Origin of the sequence: Paracoccus sp. MC1854 (genome assembly GCF_014164635.1) — a bacterium.
Taxonomy (GTDB): Bacteria; Pseudomonadota; Alphaproteobacteria; order Rhodobacterales; family Rhodobacteraceae; genus Paracoccus.
In genome coordinates this window covers 1-14,038 of the sequence record NZ_JACJFU010000046.1, presented here as the reverse complement: position 1 = coordinate 14,038, position 14,038 = coordinate 1, and the positions used below count along the sequence as shown (strand labels likewise).

General features: G+C 66.2%; 13 protein-coding genes. 4 read left to right on the top strand and 9 right to left on the bottom strand.

Annotation, left to right across the window (positions count from 1 at the left end; all coding sequences use genetic code 11):
• Positions 1-162: 162 nt before the first annotated feature.
• The 3 genes from H5395_RS16415 to H5395_RS16405 are packed head-to-tail and all read right to left on the bottom strand — an operon-like array spanning position 163 to position 4,981.
• Positions 163-1,995 (bottom strand): SLC13 family permease, encoded by a 1,833-nt coding sequence (locus H5395_RS16415; RefSeq protein ID WP_182793621.1) that lies wholly within the window; start codon positions 1,993-1,995, stop codon positions 163-165.
• Positions 1,996-1,998: 3 nt separating this feature from the next.
• Positions 1,999-4,017, bottom strand: coding sequence for a cation-translocating P-type ATPase (locus H5395_RS16410; RefSeq protein ID WP_182793620.1), 2,019 nt, complete (start codon positions 4,015-4,017; stop codon positions 1,999-2,001).
• 1 nt (position 4,018) lies between these two features.
• The gene (locus H5395_RS16405; RefSeq protein ID WP_182793619.1) at positions 4,019-4,981 is read right to left on the bottom strand and encodes a LysR family transcriptional regulator; all 963 of its coding nucleotides are present in this window, start codon (positions 4,979-4,981) and stop codon (positions 4,019-4,021) included.
• 117 nt (positions 4,982-5,098) lie between these two features.
• Between H5395_RS16405 and H5395_RS16400 the strand changes: the two genes are divergently transcribed.
• From H5395_RS16400 to H5395_RS16385, 4 genes are all read left to right on the top strand, one after another.
• A complete protein-coding gene (locus tag H5395_RS16400; protein WP_182793618.1) occupies positions 5,099-5,686 on the top strand; it encodes a DUF6448 family protein in 588 nt (195 codons plus the stop codon).
• Between the two features lie 215 nt (positions 5,687-5,901).
• Entirely contained in the window at positions 5,902-6,135 is a 234-nt protein-coding gene (locus H5395_RS16395; RefSeq protein WP_013654747.1) for a heavy-metal-associated domain-containing protein, read from the top strand.
• 78 nt (positions 6,136-6,213) lie between these two features.
• Positions 6,214-8,169 carry a cation-translocating P-type ATPase gene (locus H5395_RS16390; protein WP_182793617.1) on the top strand — a complete coding sequence of 652 codons (1,956 nt, stop codon included), beginning with the start codon at positions 6,214-6,216 and terminating at the stop codon, positions 8,167-8,169.
• A 121-nt stretch (positions 8,170-8,290) separates the two neighbouring features.
• Complete coding sequence (locus H5395_RS16385; protein ID WP_182793616.1) at positions 8,291-8,941, top strand: DUF924 family protein; 651 nt, start codon at positions 8,291-8,293, stop codon at positions 8,939-8,941.
• Between the two features lie 349 nt (positions 8,942-9,290).
• Here H5395_RS16385 and arsH read toward each other — a convergent pair whose 3' ends face one another.
• The 6 genes from arsH to H5395_RS16355 all read right to left on the bottom strand — a co-directional run bounded on the left by arsH (position 9,291) and on the right by H5395_RS16355 (position 13,524).
• Positions 9,291-10,022, bottom strand: a complete 732-nt coding sequence (gene arsH / locus H5395_RS16380) for an arsenical resistance protein ArsH (protein ID WP_035029230.1) — start codon at positions 10,020-10,022, stop codon at positions 9,291-9,293.
• Positions 10,015-11,127 (bottom strand): ACR3 family arsenite efflux transporter, encoded by a 1,113-nt coding sequence (arsB, locus tag H5395_RS16375; RefSeq protein WP_051520660.1) that lies wholly within the window; start codon positions 11,125-11,127, stop codon positions 10,015-10,017. The genes arsH and arsB overlap by 8 nt, the downstream gene beginning before the upstream one ends.
• Positions 11,124-11,561, bottom strand: coding sequence for an arsenate reductase (glutaredoxin) (gene arsC, locus H5395_RS16370; RefSeq protein ID WP_182793615.1), 438 nt, complete (start codon positions 11,559-11,561; stop codon positions 11,124-11,126). The genes arsB and arsC overlap by 4 nt, the downstream gene beginning before the upstream one ends.
• A complete protein-coding gene (locus H5395_RS16365) occupies positions 11,558-11,899 on the bottom strand; it encodes a helix-turn-helix transcriptional regulator (protein ID WP_182793614.1) in 342 nt (113 codons plus the stop codon). The genes arsC and H5395_RS16365 overlap by 4 nt, the downstream gene beginning before the upstream one ends.
• A 115-nt stretch (positions 11,900-12,014) precedes the next feature.
• Positions 12,015-13,178 (bottom strand): chromate efflux transporter, encoded by a 1,164-nt coding sequence (gene chrA / locus H5395_RS16360; RefSeq protein WP_370576490.1) that lies wholly within the window; start codon positions 13,176-13,178, stop codon positions 12,015-12,017.
• A gap of 31 nt (positions 13,179-13,209) precedes the next feature.
• Positions 13,210-13,524: a PadR family transcriptional regulator gene (locus H5395_RS16355; protein WP_121987334.1), complete on the bottom strand. Its 315-nt coding sequence runs from the start codon at positions 13,522-13,524 to the stop codon at positions 13,210-13,212.
• Positions 13,525-14,038 lie beyond the last annotated feature (514 nt).

The window sequence follows — 14,038 nt, the reverse complement described above, 5'->3', positions numbered from 1 at the left end:
GCCAGGTCGACGCCGATGATGCTAATTTCCTTCATGGATGCCCTCTTGTTTCTCTTGTGACTTCAGCATCACAAGCTTGGCGCATTGCGACGCCGTAGGGGAGAGAGCGGCATCCACCCCATCTCCACCTTCTAGCAGTCTTCTGGCCTCGGCGCATGGTCGCTAGAAAGGCAGCAGGAGCGGCACGAGCGCCACACTCGCGGCCATGCAGATCACAGCGAAAGGCACGCCGATCCGCAGGAAATCTACGAACCGGTAATTGCCCGGCCCCACAACCAGCGTGTTCACCGGCGAAGAGACAGGCGTCATAAACGCAGCCGACGCCGCGAGGGCGACAGTCATCGCGAACGGATAGGGCGAGGCGTCGAGGGCGCTTGCGACGGCCAGCGCCACCGGGGTCATAAGGACGGCCGTCGCCGTGTTGGAGATGAACAGCCCGAGAAGCCCGGTGGCAGCGAAGATTGCAGCGAGCACCAGCCGGGGCGAGGCACCGTCGAGCGCGCCGAGCAGCGCCTGTGCCGCGATCTCGACCCCGCCGGTGCGCTGCAATGCCAGTGAAAAGGGCAGCATTCCAACGATCAGGATCAGACTCTGCCAGTGGATCGAGCGATAAGCACCGGCCATGTCGATGCAGCGGAATAATCCCAGGAGCAGACAGCCGAGCAGCGCCGCCTGCACGTTCGGCATCACACCCCAGACCATCAGGAGCACCACCACCAGCAGCACGCCTACGGCAAGGGGCGCACTGTGGCGGGCAGGCGCGGCCTCGTCAGACTCGGCGGGAAGGTCCAAAAGAACCAGATCGCGCCGCTCGTCGGCCAGCTTGCGGACTGCGCGCCAGGGACCGACCGCCAGCAGCGTGTCACCTGCGCGTAGGGGCTCGTCGATCACACTGTCGGCGACCGGCCTCGTACCGTGCTTCATGCCGATAACTGACAGGTCATAGGTGCTGCGGAACCGCGCTTGGGTGATGGTCTTGCCGATCAGGCGCGAGGTCGGCGGCACGATGATCTGCGCCATGCCGATTTCGTGCGCCGTGTCGGTGAACCACTGGCCGGAGACCGGCAGTGGGATCAGGTCGTGCGCCAGCGCGAAGGCTTCCAGATCGAAGCCCTTATCATCCCTGCGGTCGCGCTGGTCTATCAGCAGGATGTCGCTCGCCGCGAGCACCGTCGCGGCTCCAGGATGGATCAACTTGCGGCGAAACCGGCTGCCGCGCTCGATGGCGATGATGTTGATGCCGGCGCTGGAGCGCAGGTCCAATGCATCCAGCCGCTGGCCCACCAGATCCGATTCCGGGCGCAGTCGCAGACGGTGTTCGCGTTCGGCCAGATCATAATCGGCAACCCAGCCGGCCAGGGCGGCGCGCTCGGGCAAAGCGGGCGCAGGACCGGGCGCCAAAGAGCGGCGGGCCATCAACATGTAGAGGATCGCTAGCACCAGGATCGGCACGCCGAAGGGGGTGAAGGCGAAGAAGCCGAAGCCCTCGTGCCCCTGCCGCAACAATTCCGAATGCACGACGAGGTTGGGCGCGGTGGCTACCAGCGTCATCATCCCGCTGATCAGCGCCGCCACGGAAAGCGGCATCATCAGCCGCCCAGCCGGGATACCGGCTTTGCGGGCGATGCGCATCACGATGGGAATGAAGATCGCCACCACCCCGGTCGAGGACATGAATGACCCAACTACCGCCACGATCACCATAAGCAGGAAGATCAGCCGCGCCTCGCTCGCACCGGCCCGCGCCGACAGCCAGTCGCCCAGCCGTTGCGCCACGCCCGTGCGTACAAGCGCCTCGCCAATCACGAAAAGCGCGGCGATCAGCACAATATTCGGGTCCGACAGCCCCATCAACGCTTCGGACATGGAAATCACGCCCGTCATCGGCAGCGCGACCATCATGATAACCGCGACCACATCCATGCGCGGGCGGTTGAGCGCGAACATGACGACCGCTGACGCCAGAAGGGCCAGCACCATGGCGAGTGGCGACATGCGCTAGCCCCCGCGTTGCCGGCCGACGCCGGACCCCCGAGGGATCATTCTACGGTAGGCATGACGTTGAACGGGTACGCTGATGCTGGCGATCGTCGCGTCCTGATCTGGTGACGCTGGCGTGTTTTTGCCGCGGCCGATTGGGTCCCTCAACAAACGCAGCCCGTTGAGTACCACGAGCACCGTTCCGCCCTCGTGACCGATCACCGCGAGCGGCAGAGGCAGCTCGAAGAACAACCCTCCCGTCACGAGAATGGCCATGGTGCCCATCGCGAACGCCAGGTTCTGCCTGATGATCGTTGCGGTCCGACGCGCCAGTCGATGCGCGTCCGCAAGCCGTCCCATGTCTTCCGACAGAAGCGCCACGTCGGCTGCCTGGAGCGCGACATCAGAGCCCGCAGCACCCATGGCGATCCCGACATCGGCGCGGGCGAGCGCGGCAGCGTCATTGACGCCGTCTCCGACGAAGGCAACCTTCCCTCTGGCTGCCAGCCCGCCGACCATCTGGACCTTGTCTTCCGGCAGCATGTCGGCATGAATTTCCTCGGGCTTCAAGCCGAGCTCCTCGCCGATCCGCAAAGCAATCGCACGGCGGTCGCCCGTCATCATGACGATTTCGCCGACTCCACCTTCGCGCAACGCGGCAAGCGCTGGCGAAGAGGTCGCGCGGGCCTGATCCGCGATGGTGACAGCCCCGATCACGTGCCGATCCCGCCCGAGATAGATGACCGTCTCGGTATCCGCAGCCAGCGCCTTCAGCATCGGATGTTCGATGGACGCGCCCATCTGCGCGGCGAGGCGCGGATTGCCTGCCCACAACTGCCTCCCGCCGTCGTCGCCGACGATGCCGGCACTCGGCCGGGTGATCACGTTAAGTACCTTGGCCGGTTCAACACCGCGGCTGACGGCTTCCTGCCGGATGGCTGCGGCGCTGTGATGTTCCGAGTGGGCCTCAAGTCCAGCCAGCAGCGAGAGGAAGCGTCGCTCATTGCCGTCGAGCGCCACCACCTTCGTGATCGAGGCCCTGCCGGTCGTCAGCGTTCCTGTCTTGTCGAAGGCGAAGGTGTCGACCGCCGCCAGCGTCTCGAGCGCGGCGCCGCCCTTGAACAACACACCTCCGCGCGCGGCAGCCGAAAGCGCCGACAGGATTGCGGCAGGGACGGAGATCACGATCGCGCAGGGGCTCGCCGCCACCAGCAGGGTCGCTGATCGGTAGAGCGCCTCCTCCCAGTCGCGCCCCAGCCAGTAGAACGCGGCGAATGCCAGGAGGGCTCCGGCCATCACCGCGACCGTGTAGCGTTGCCCGAACCATGCACTGAAGCGTTCGGACGGCGCCTTGGCCGCCTGTGCCTCGGTCACGAGCGCGATCATGCGGGCAACGGTGCTATCCTCGATCGTCTTTGTCACGGCCATCTCGAGCACGCCATCAAGGTTGACCGTCGCCTCGAAGACCTGAGAGCCGGGTTGCTTGGCGACGGGCATCGACTCGCCGGTGATATGGGCTTCGTCGAGAGAGCCCCGGCCGCTGACGATCACCCCGTCCGCCGGAACCCGCGCGCCGGGCCGCAGCACCACGACGTCATCCACCTGAAGATCGGCAGCAGGGACTTCCGAGACTGACTCGTCCGGCGCCTTTCGAAGTGCCGTCTCCGGCCGAAGCTCCATCAACGCCTCGATGGCCCGGCGCGCGCGGCCGAGCGCCCGTTCCTCCAGCGTCGTGGAGATGCTGAACAGCGTCAGCAGGATCGCACCTTCGAAGGGCGCGCCGACAGCCGCCGCCGCGACGGCCGCAACGACCATCAGCAGATCGATGTCGAGAATTCGCTCTTCCCACAAGGTGGTGGCGGCCCGCCATGCGGCGGGCAAGCCGCCTGCCAGATAAACAAGCAGAAGACCCGCGAGGGAGAAGGAAGCCGCCGTGGCGCCCTGAAGCGGCCATAGCGCGAGAATGGCCAAGAGCATCCCAAGGACGGTGAGGGCCGTCAGCGCGAATGAGCGGTCGATCTGAAACGGCTTTCCCATGTTATCTCCCGGCTGCTGGGGCACGCTCGTCGAGCTTCGATAGGTCGCCGTGCAAAGGCGCATCCATTGCCTCGCGGCTCATGCCCTCCAGCAGAGGCGCTTCCTTTGCCAATGCCTCGGCCAGGAAGTCGAGAAAAGCCCGGATGCGCGCGGTTTGGCGCAGATCCTCATGAGTCAACAGCCAGAGGTCGAGGGTGAATTCGTCAGGCAGCGGGGCGATGCGTACGAGATCGGTCTCGAGGTCCGCAAGTCCGCAAGGCAGCGGCGCAAGTCCCATCCCGGCCTTGGCGGCGGAGAGAGCGGCAGCCACTGAGTTGGTGCGGAGCATCGGTTTTGCCTCCGGGAGGAAGCGGGCGACGCGGCGGACAAGCGCCTCGTGCTCGGAATCGAAGCCGATCCAGTCGTGGAGCGAGAGGTCAGGCTCCGGCCGCCGCGCACGGTAGTTGGCGCTGGCGTAGACGGCAAAGGCGAGCCGTCCGACCCGGCGCCCGACCAGGGTCTCGGCTGGCGCATTGCCGACGCGCAGCGCGACGTCAGCCTCACGTCGGCTGAGGTTCAGGGCGACATTGCCGACGACAAGCTCGACTTCGATACCCGGATACGCATCCCGGAACCCGGCGAGGTGCCGCGGCAACAGTCCGAATGCCAGCATGTCGATGGTCGTGACCCGCACGGCGCCGCTGAGACGCAGATCCTGCCCGGTCACCTTGCGGCTCAGGCTTGCGATCTCCTCCTCGACGCGCAGGGCGCCGTCACGCAGTTCCTCTCCGGCGGGGGTGAGCAGGTAGCCTCCCGGCTGTCGCTCGAAGAGGCGGACACCCAGCTCGGCCTCGAAGGCACCGATGCGGCGAAAGACGGTGGAATGGTTCACGCCGAGCGTCCGTGCCGCTCCCGAGAGTGATCCGGCGCGCGCCACTGCCAGGAAGATGCGCAGATCGTCCCAGTTCTCACTCTTTGCATCCATGCAAGCGCACCTTTCATACATCGCCAATCCCGCTGCACCCTCGCACAGCCTACCTTCTTCGTCGAGGCGGGCTCGAACGGAGCCGCGCCGCAGATCGACAAGCAAAGGAGCATCCCAATGCGCAGACTACTCATGGCAACCGCAGCCCTCGGCCTTCTCGCCAGTCCCGCTTTCGCACACTGTGACAGCATGGATGGGCCGGTCGTCGCTGACGCGCAGCGCGCCTTCGAGTCGCAGGACATAACCCCGGTCCTCAAGTGGGTCACCGCGGAGGACGAGGACGAAATCCAAAGTGCCTTCGATATGACGCTGGAGGTGCGCGATGAAACCGACGCTGCCAAGGCCGTTGCCGACCAGTACTTCTTCGAAACACTGGTCCGGGTCCACCGCGCGAGCGAGGGCGAAGGCTTCACCGGGCTGAAGCCGGAAGGCAGCGTCGAGCCGGCGATCGCAGCCGCCGACCAGGCTCTGGAGGACGGCAACGTCGATCCGCTGGCGGAAGAGATCGCCGCCGCGATCCGGCACGGAGTCGAGGAACGTTTCGCGGTAGCTTACGAGAAGCGCCAGACGGCGGAGGACTCCGTCGAGCAGGGTCGCGAGTATGTCGAAGCCTATGTGCAGTTCACGCACTTCGCCGAGCAGGCAGACCACCTGGCCGATGCCGGAGCCAGCCATCAGCACCAGGAGACTCTCGCCGGGCACTGACCCCAGCCCGAGCACTGGCGATGTGAGGCATGTGGCGGCGGAGCGCGACGGCGCTCCGCCGCTACGCGTCAGTGGCGCTTTGCCCGCTGAAGACGGCCTTTGCATTCCTGCAAGGCAAGCTTTCGGGTTTCGCTAATCGCAGTGCACAGAAGAACAGCATAGATCCTCAGTAGAGGCGGGGCTCACAGAGAGCCCGACCGAGAAAGGAGAACATCATGTCACAGAACAGCATCACGAAAACCATCCTCCGCAGCGACGAGCTTTCGTGCCCGTCCTGCGTGCCGAAGATCGAGAAGGCCCTGCGTGGACTGCCCGGTGTCGAGAAGGCCGAGGTGCGCTTCAACACCGGCAAGATCGAAGTCGAGCACGACCCTGCCCGGTCGAGCGTCGATGCGCTGGTCGAAGCGATCCGCGGCACCGGCTACGAAGCGCGGCCCTCGGCCTTCTGACCTCAATGGTGATCCCGCCGCGCCGCAATCCGGTGCGGCGGATCCACTTCGCAAGAAATGAATGAAAGGAGGGATGAGATGAGCAGTCTTGTCGCGAATATCGGCGGCGCCATCACACATCCTGCGCGGCGACGCTTCTGGCTTACCGTCAGCAGCGGAGGCCTCATCGCGGTCGGGTTGATCGCACGCTACGGCTTCGGAATGACCGATCTCTGGTGGACGCTGATGGTGGCGGCCGCCCTGCTCGCCGGCTCGGACATCGCCCTGCGCGCCTGGCGGGCGCTGAAGGTCAGGCATCTGAGCATCGAGCTGTTGGTGACGGTTGCCGCCGTGGGCGCGCTGGTGATCGGCGAAGTCTGGGAATCGGCCGCCGTCACCTTCCTGTTCATGCTGGGTGCGTGGCTGGAGATGCGGACCATGGGCCAGACCCGCGGCGCGCTGAAGGCGCTGCTCGACGCTGCCCCGGCCACCGCCACCGTCCTGCGGGGCGGCCAGCCGGTCGAGGTTCCTGCCATTTCCGTGCAACTGGGTGAAACCGTGCTGGTCAAGGCTGGCCAGCGTATTCCGGTCGACGGCGAGGTGACCGAGGGTACAGCCGCGGTCAGCGAGGCCGCCATTACTGGCGAGCCGATGCCTTCCGAGAAGGCGCCCGGCAGCCGTGTCCATGCCGGAACCATCGCTGAGAACGGCCTTCTGCGCATACGGGCAACCAATGTCGGTGCCGACACCACGCTGGCCCGCATCATCCAGCGCGTCGAGGAAGCGCAGGAGGAAAAAGCGCCCAGCCAGCGCATGATCGAGCGTTTCGCGCAGTGGTACACGCCCTCGATCATCGGGCTCGCGGTTGTCGCCTTCGCCTTCACGCAGGACATCCGGCTGGCGCTGACCCTGCTGGTCGTGGGCTGCCCCGGCGCGCTGGTGATCTCGACGCCCGTGTCGATCGTCGCCGGTATCGGTCGGGCCGCGCGCAGCGGCATCCTCATAAAGGGCGGCCAGCATCTGGAAAGCGCGGGGCGGATCGACACGCTGGCGCTGGACAAGACCGGCACGCTGACCGAAGGCAAGCCGCGTCTGGCCACCGTGGTCGCGTTCGACGGGACAACCGAGGACGAACTGCTGCGTCTTGCCGCGACAGCCGAGGCCGGATCGGACCACCCGCTCGGCCGCCCGATAGTCGAGGCTGGTCGCAAGCAGGGCCAGCTGCCCACCCCAGAGACCTTGGACGAGCACGCCGGCATGGGTATCAGCGCCCGCATCGAGGGACGCGAAGTCGTCGCTGGCAACCGCCGCCTGATGGACAGTCTCGGCATTCCGCTGGGGGCCGAGGGCGAAGTCGCTCTGAGTCGGCTGCTCGAGGCCGGGCAGACTCCGATCCTGGTGGCGGCGGACGGAAAGCTGATCGGCTTGCTGGGCATGTCCGACATGGCGCGAGAGGGCGCAAAGGAAGCCATCGCCCGCCTGCGCAACATCGGCATCGGCCGCGTGGTGATGTTGACTGGCGACCAGCATGGCGCGGCGCAAGCCATCGCCCGCGAGATCGGCATCGACGAGGTTCACGCCGGCCTGATGCCCGAGGACAAGCTGGAGTTGATCCGCAGGATGAAAGCCGATGGCGCGCATGTCGCGATGGTCGGTGACGGCATCAACGACGCGCCCGCTCTTGCGGCCGCCGATACCAGCATCGCCATGGGCGCCGCAGGCAGCGACGTCGCCATCGAGACCGCAGACATCGCCCTGCTCAAGGATGATCTCGGCAAGATCCCCGAGGCGGTGGCGATCTCGCGCGCGACGCTGGGCAACATGCGGCAGAACCTGGTGATCGCGCTGCTGACAGTGGCGGGGCTGCTCGCCGGCGTGTTCAGCGGCCACGTCCACATGGCAGGCGGCATGCTGGTTCACCAGCTTTCAGTGCTGATTGTCATCGCGAACGGCATGCGGCTTTTGCGGGTGCCCGGAGCGCACAAGCCTGCCGCTGCCGCTCGCGGAGGCCGGGGGCGGACCCCCGTCGGGCCCGCAGTCGTCACTAGGACGTGAGCGCCTGTCCATCGCCAGGAGCCCCCGCGCCGACGCGCGGGGGCTTTGCGCATCCGCGCGACGGCAGGCCGCTATATAATGTCCGGAACAAATATGAATGTTGTTTCTTGGAGGTGCGGGGATGAACCAGAGACTTGACGATCAGGTATGGCGAGAGGTGCTCGAATTCTGGTTTCCGGAGGGTCGCTCATTTCAGATAGACGCGGAATCCCATCGTGATCACTGGTTCTGGAGAATGCGCGGCGGCGCGGACGGCGAAATTGACGCCCGCTTTTCGGAACTCACTGCTGAAGGAGCCGCAGGAAATCTCGACCATTGGGCCTGCGATCCCGAAGGCAGGCTCGCGCTCATCATCGTGCTCGATCAGTTCTCGCGATCGGTCTGGCGAGGCAATGCCCGTGCTTTCGCGCAGGACTCGGCGGCGCTGGCGCTGGCGATGAACGGATTGTCGAATGGCCACTACGCTGCGCTGCCCACACCGTGGGCCAAGATCATTCATGGTCTGCCACTCGGCCACTGCGAAGGGCCAGACCATCTCCAGCGCCTGGACCTTCTCATCGGACTTCGCGAGGAGATCGCCGCAGAAGCCCCCACGCACCTGCAGCCGATTTACCGTTCGCTCGTGAAGCAGGCCCTGGACGTGAAGCAAGTGATCGCGGCGTTCGGCCGTCATCCCCATCGCAATCAGGTTCTTGGCCGCCGCTCGTCGCGGGCGGAAGTTGCATATCTGAAGGAAGGCGATTTCCCTCATGAGCGGGCGTTTCAAGGGTGATGCTTGGCCCCCGGCCCAGAGGAGACCTGCGGCGCGTCACACGTTGCGCTTTATCCGCCCCGTTCAGGGGCACGGTTTCTCCATCGAGAAAGTACTGGTCCTCATGGCGCTCTGCCGTGACGGGGCGCGGTCGGTGATGGCGTACGCGTCCGGGGGTAGCCCGAGTTCCTCGACTGACCACGCGCGCTGCGTCGATCAACGCAATGTAGCGCTTCTTCGTAGTTGTTGGTCGGGAGCGACCCGCTGCGCCTCTTGCGATGATGTCGACAAGCGCCTCGTCTCAGTGAGTGCGATGCTGCGATATTAATGGCCCCGCTCCGCGCAAGCACCTCAGCGGCAGAGGAAAATGCTAGATCGAGCGTTGGTTGACGCGCTTGGACAGCTGCTCAGCGCTTTCCACCCGCTCCGAGTAGCGGTCGGTTAGATAGGCCGAACGGCCGCGCGTGAGATGAGTGAACTTCACGAGTTCCTCCATGACGTCGACGATGCGATTGTAGTACGGCGACGGCCGCATGCGGCCGCCCTCATCAAATTCGCCCCACGCCTTCGCCACCGAGGACTGGTTTGGGATCGTCACCATGCGCATCCAGCGGCCGAGGATACGCATCTGGTTGACGGCGTTGAAGCTCTGCGAGCCGCCGGAGACCTGCATGACCGCGAGCGTCTTGCCTTGCGTCGGCCGCACGCCGCCGAGCGACAGCGGCAGCCAGTCGATCTGCGCCTTCATGACGCCGGTCATCGCGCCGTGCCGCTCGGGCGAGCACCAGACCATGCCCTCCGACCAAGTGGCGAGCTCACGCAGCTCCCTGACCTTCGGGTGGTCGGGGTCTTCCGCGTCCGGCAGCGGCAAGCCGGACGGGTTGAAGGCGCGGGTCTCGGCGCCGAACCAGCGCAGCAGGCGCGCCGCCTCCTCCGAGGCAAAGCGCGAGTAGGAGCGCGTCCGGAGCGATCCATAGAGCATCAGGATGCGGGGCGGGTGCGCCGGCGCGCCGGGCCCGGCGAGCGCAGCCACGTCGATCGGCCGGAGCGATGCTGGGTCGATGTTCGGCAGGTCTTCGATCGGGACGGGATGGTCAGCCATGCCGCGCGCCTCCGTCATCCGCGGGAAAATGGTGACAAGTCCGATTGGCGAAGGCGACAAGTGACAGCATGACCGGAACCTCGACGAGAACACCGACCACGGTCGCGAGCGCAGCGCCGGATTGCAGTCCGAAGAGGCTGATCGCGACGGCCACCGCGAGCTCGAAGAAGTTGGACGTACCGATCAGCGCGCAGGGCGCGGCGACGTTGAAGGGCACGCGCCACGCCCAGGCCGCAGCATAGGCCAGCGCAAAGATGCCGTAGGACTGGATCAGGAGCGGCACCGCGATCAGCGCGATCAGCAGCGGCTGCTCCAGGATGATCTGCCCCTGAAACCCGAATAGAAGCACGACCGTCGCCAGCAGGCCGAGCACCGAGAAGGGCTTGACCGCCGCCGTGAAGCGCGCGACCGCCGCCTCGGCGTCCGCCCCCCGGCGGCCCCGCGCGAGCCACTGGCGCGTGGCGGCGCCGGCAGCGAGCGGGATCAGAATGTAGAGCCCGACCGAGAGGATGAGCGTCTCCCAGGGCACGACGATATCGGTGACGCCGAGGAGCAGCGCCACGATGGGCGCGAAGGCAAAGATCATGATGACGTCGTTCACCGAGACCTGCACCAGCGTGTAGGTGGCGTCGCCCCGAGTGAGCTGCGACCAGACGAACACCATCGCGGTGCAGGGTGCCGCGCCCAGCAGGATCAGACCGGCAATGTACTGCTGCGCATCGGCCGGTGCGATCAGGTCCGCGAACAGGACCTCGAAGAACAGGACGGCGAGCCCTGCCATGGTGAAGGGCTTGATCAGCCAGTTCACCACGATCGTCAGCACGAGCCCTTTCGGCCGATCGCCGATGTGGCGCAGGCTCGCGAAGTCGACCGCCACCATCATCGGATAGACCATCGCCCAGATCAGGACGGCAACGACCAGGTTGACGGACGCGATCTCGAGCGCGGCGAGCGTCTCGAACAGGCCCGGCAGCACGTTGCCGAGCAGCAGCCCGGCGCCGATGCAGAGCGCCACCCAGACAGAGAGCCACTTTTCGAAGAAGCCGATGCCGGCAGGCGCCGCTGCGATGGCCTCGGCCGTGGGCGCGTAGGTGTCGTTGCTCATCGGGCGGGGCTCTCGTTTACGCGGCGCCCGTCGGCGTCCACCACGAGCTCGCCGTCCTCCTTGCGGAACTCCCCGCGCTGCGGGTTCGGCAGGATGTCGAGCACCGCCTCGGAGGGGCGGCAGAGCCGTGTTCCGAGCGGCGTCTCGACGATGGGGCGGTTGATGAGGATGGGATGCTCCAGCATCAGGTCGATCAGCTCGTCGTCGGAGAACTTGGGGGCATCGAGCTTGAGCTCGTCGTAGGGCGTGCCCTTCCGGCGCAGGAGGTCGCGCACGGGGATCCCCATCGCGGCGATCAGCGCCACGAGCCGCTCGCGGCTCGGGGGCGTCTTCAGATACTCGATAACCTCCGGCTCATCGCCGGAGTTGCGGATCAGCGCCAGCACGTTGCGCGACGTGCCGCAGTTCGGGTTGTGATAGATCCTGGTGGTCATGCGGTCTCTTTCCGGGCGGCGTGCGTCGAGGGGGCGATCCCGCATGCTGCCGGATCGCCGGCGCAACAGTGGCGGGTCAGATAGTCGATGAGGCCTGTCATGGTGGCGAAGTCCGCTGAGTAGATCAGCGAGCGTCCTTCGCGCTGGACCGTCACCAGCCCGGCGTGCTTCAGTTCCTTGAGGTGGAACGAGAGCGTGGCCGAAGGGAGATCCAGCGCCTCGCCGATCCGCCCCACTGCACGCCCTTCCGGACCGGCCTCCACCAGCAGGCGGAAGATGTCGAGACGCGTCTCCTGCGAGAGCGCGGCAAGCGCAGCGAGTGTGTCCTGTTTTTCCATCTCTCCACAATAGTGGAGATGTAGAGCGAGATCAATCCCGCCTGCGGCCGCCCCGCGGTGTCAGCTCGGCGCACGGCTGATCCTGCAGCGCTGAGGCGCGGACCGATGCCGGTGATCAGAGGAGAGCGAGCGCAATCCCGCCTGTCGCGATCAGCACCACCACTACCCACGGCGGCGCCTTCCACACGGTCAGCAGCACGAACCCCACCAGAGCAAGCGCGAAGTCCTGCGGGCTGAAGATCGCGCTCGTCCAGACGGGATCATAGAGAGCCGCGCCGAGGATGCCGACGACGGCGGCGTTTACGCCGCGCATGGCCGCCTGCGCCAGCGGCCGCGTCCGAAAGGCGTCCCAGAAGGGAAGCGTGCCGATCAGCAGTAGGAACCCGGGCAGGAAGATCGCGATGAGGCCGATGGCCGCGCCGGCAAGGCCGTTCGGCTCCGGCACCATGACCGCGCCCAGATAGGTGCCGAAGGTGAAGAGCGGCCCCGGAACGGCCTGCGCCGCGCCATATCCGGCCAGGAACGCGTCCTCGCCGACCCAGCCGGGCCGGACCACCTCCGCCTCGAGCAGCGGCAGGACGACATGACCGCCGCCGAACACCAGCGAGCCCGCCCGATAGAAAGCGTCGAAGAGCGCCAGCCCCTGCGATCCCGCCGCTGTCGACAGGACCGGCAGAAGAAACAGCAGCAGGAAGAACAGTCCGAGCGCAGCGGCTCCCACCGTCCTGGAGACCGCGAAGGTCAGATGCCCCGTCGTCGGAGCGGCGCCGCCCCGGCAGAGCCAGAGACCGGCAAGACCGCCGACGACGATGGCCACGATTTGTCCGACCGATCCGGCGGCGAAGACCACGATCAGCACCGCCGCAAGGGCGATGCTGGCCCTCCCGCGATCGGGCGCGAGCGTTCGGGCCATGCCCCAGACAGCCTGCGCGACAACCGCCACGGCGACGATCTTGAGCCCGTGCAGGAGGCCCGCTCCGATCGGCCCGTCGAAGGCGGATGCACCGAACGCGAAGAGCACGAGCAGCAGAGCGGACGGCAGCGTGAACGCCGCCCACGCCGCGGCTGCCCCGAGCGGACCGCCGCGAAGCAGGCCCAGCGCGAAGCCGACCTGGCTCGAGGCCGGCCCGGGCAGAAACTGGCAGAGCGCGACGAGGTCGGCATAACCCGCCTCGTCGATCCACTTGCGTCGTGTGACGAGCTCGTCGCGGAAATAGCCGAGATGCGCGATCGGGCCGCCGAACGAGGTGAGCCCGAGCTTCAGAAAAGCCCGGAACACCTCGCCCGCCGAGCCCTGCGGGCCGGCACGCTCAGGCGCCGTCGCTTCCCGGAACGACCTCACGAAATAGCTCCCGGATCTTGTCGTGCGCGAGGTTCAGCGCCTCGGTCCCGTAGGGCGTCGCCCTGTAGATGCGCCGATGCGAGCGGCCCGCCCGTTCGGTGCGGGATTCGAGATACCCCTTGCGCTCCATCGCGTGGAGCATCGGGTAGAGCGTGCCCGGGCTGACGCGGTAGCCATGCCGAGCCAGTTCCTCGATCATCCACTGTCCGTACAGGTCGCCCTCGGCGGCATGGTGCAGGACGTGGAGCCGAATGAATCCGGAGAGGAGCTCCTGATGTTCCATCTGCTGAAGTCCTCAAAGCCGGCCCCATTATCGAATCTCGATTTCGGGAACCGATGGTATAGTGGATTGTTCGCCGTGCAACCTGCCCGGGGAGGGTCCGGCGGGTGATGTCGACGTAGTGATAGGAGGGCGACACGGTCAGCGAAGCAGATCGCGATCCGCGCCACCACACCTAGAAAATGCAGACGCGCCTGCAGGAGACGATGGATCACCTGGCGAGGACATCGAGAAGGTGGACGAACCTCAGCTGAAGGCAATGTTCGAGACAGCCGCCGAGGTGCTGGGCGGACTGAAGAAGGCGTTCAGCGATTACGAGCGGAAGAACGACAGTGCTTGGCGCGGCTGAGCTCGAGGTCTGAAGCAGGAATGGCCTTAGGGTGAGGCGCAGGGAGTGTCCTGAACTCCGTGTATCTGATCCGGCCCATGCGGTTTTCAGATACGGTCAGGCGTCGAAGCGCCCGGCGAACATTATGGCCAGCTGATTGCGGGCGGCAACCCATTCCCGGACGGCCCT

Coding starts and splice junctions, on each gene's coding strand:
- H5395_RS16415 (WP_182793621.1), bottom strand. CDS start 1,995: ATGTCGCCACTCGCCATGGTGCTGGCCCTTCTGGCGTCAGCGGTCGTC.
- H5395_RS16410 (WP_182793620.1), bottom strand. CDS start 4,017: ATGGGAAAGCCGTTTCAGATCGACCGCTCATTCGCGCTGACGGCCCTC.
- H5395_RS16405 (WP_182793619.1), bottom strand. CDS start 4,981: ATGGATGCAAAGAGTGAGAACTGGGACGATCTGCGCATCTTCCTGGCA.
- H5395_RS16400 (WP_182793618.1), top strand. CDS start 5,099: ATGCGCAGACTACTCATGGCAACCGCAGCCCTCGGCCTTCTCGCCAGT.
- H5395_RS16395 (WP_013654747.1), top strand. CDS start 5,902: ATGTCACAGAACAGCATCACGAAAACCATCCTCCGCAGCGACGAGCTT.
- H5395_RS16390 (WP_182793617.1), top strand. CDS start 6,214: ATGAGCAGTCTTGTCGCGAATATCGGCGGCGCCATCACACATCCTGCG.
- H5395_RS16385 (WP_182793616.1), top strand. CDS start 8,291: ATGAACCAGAGACTTGACGATCAGGTATGGCGAGAGGTGCTCGAATTC.
- arsH (WP_035029230.1), bottom strand. CDS start 10,022: ATGGCTGACCATCCCGTCCCGATCGAAGACCTGCCGAACATCGACCCA.
- arsB (WP_051520660.1), bottom strand. CDS start 11,127: ATGAGCAACGACACCTACGCGCCCACGGCCGAGGCCATCGCAGCGGCG.
- arsC (WP_182793615.1), bottom strand. CDS start 11,561: ATGACCACCAGGATCTATCACAACCCGAACTGCGGCACGTCGCGCAAC.
- H5395_RS16365 (WP_182793614.1), bottom strand. CDS start 11,899: ATGGAAAAACAGGACACACTCGCTGCGCTTGCCGCGCTCTCGCAGGAG.
- H5395_RS16355 (WP_121987334.1), bottom strand. CDS start 13,524: ATGGAACATCAGGAGCTCCTCTCCGGATTCATTCGGCTCCACGTCCTG.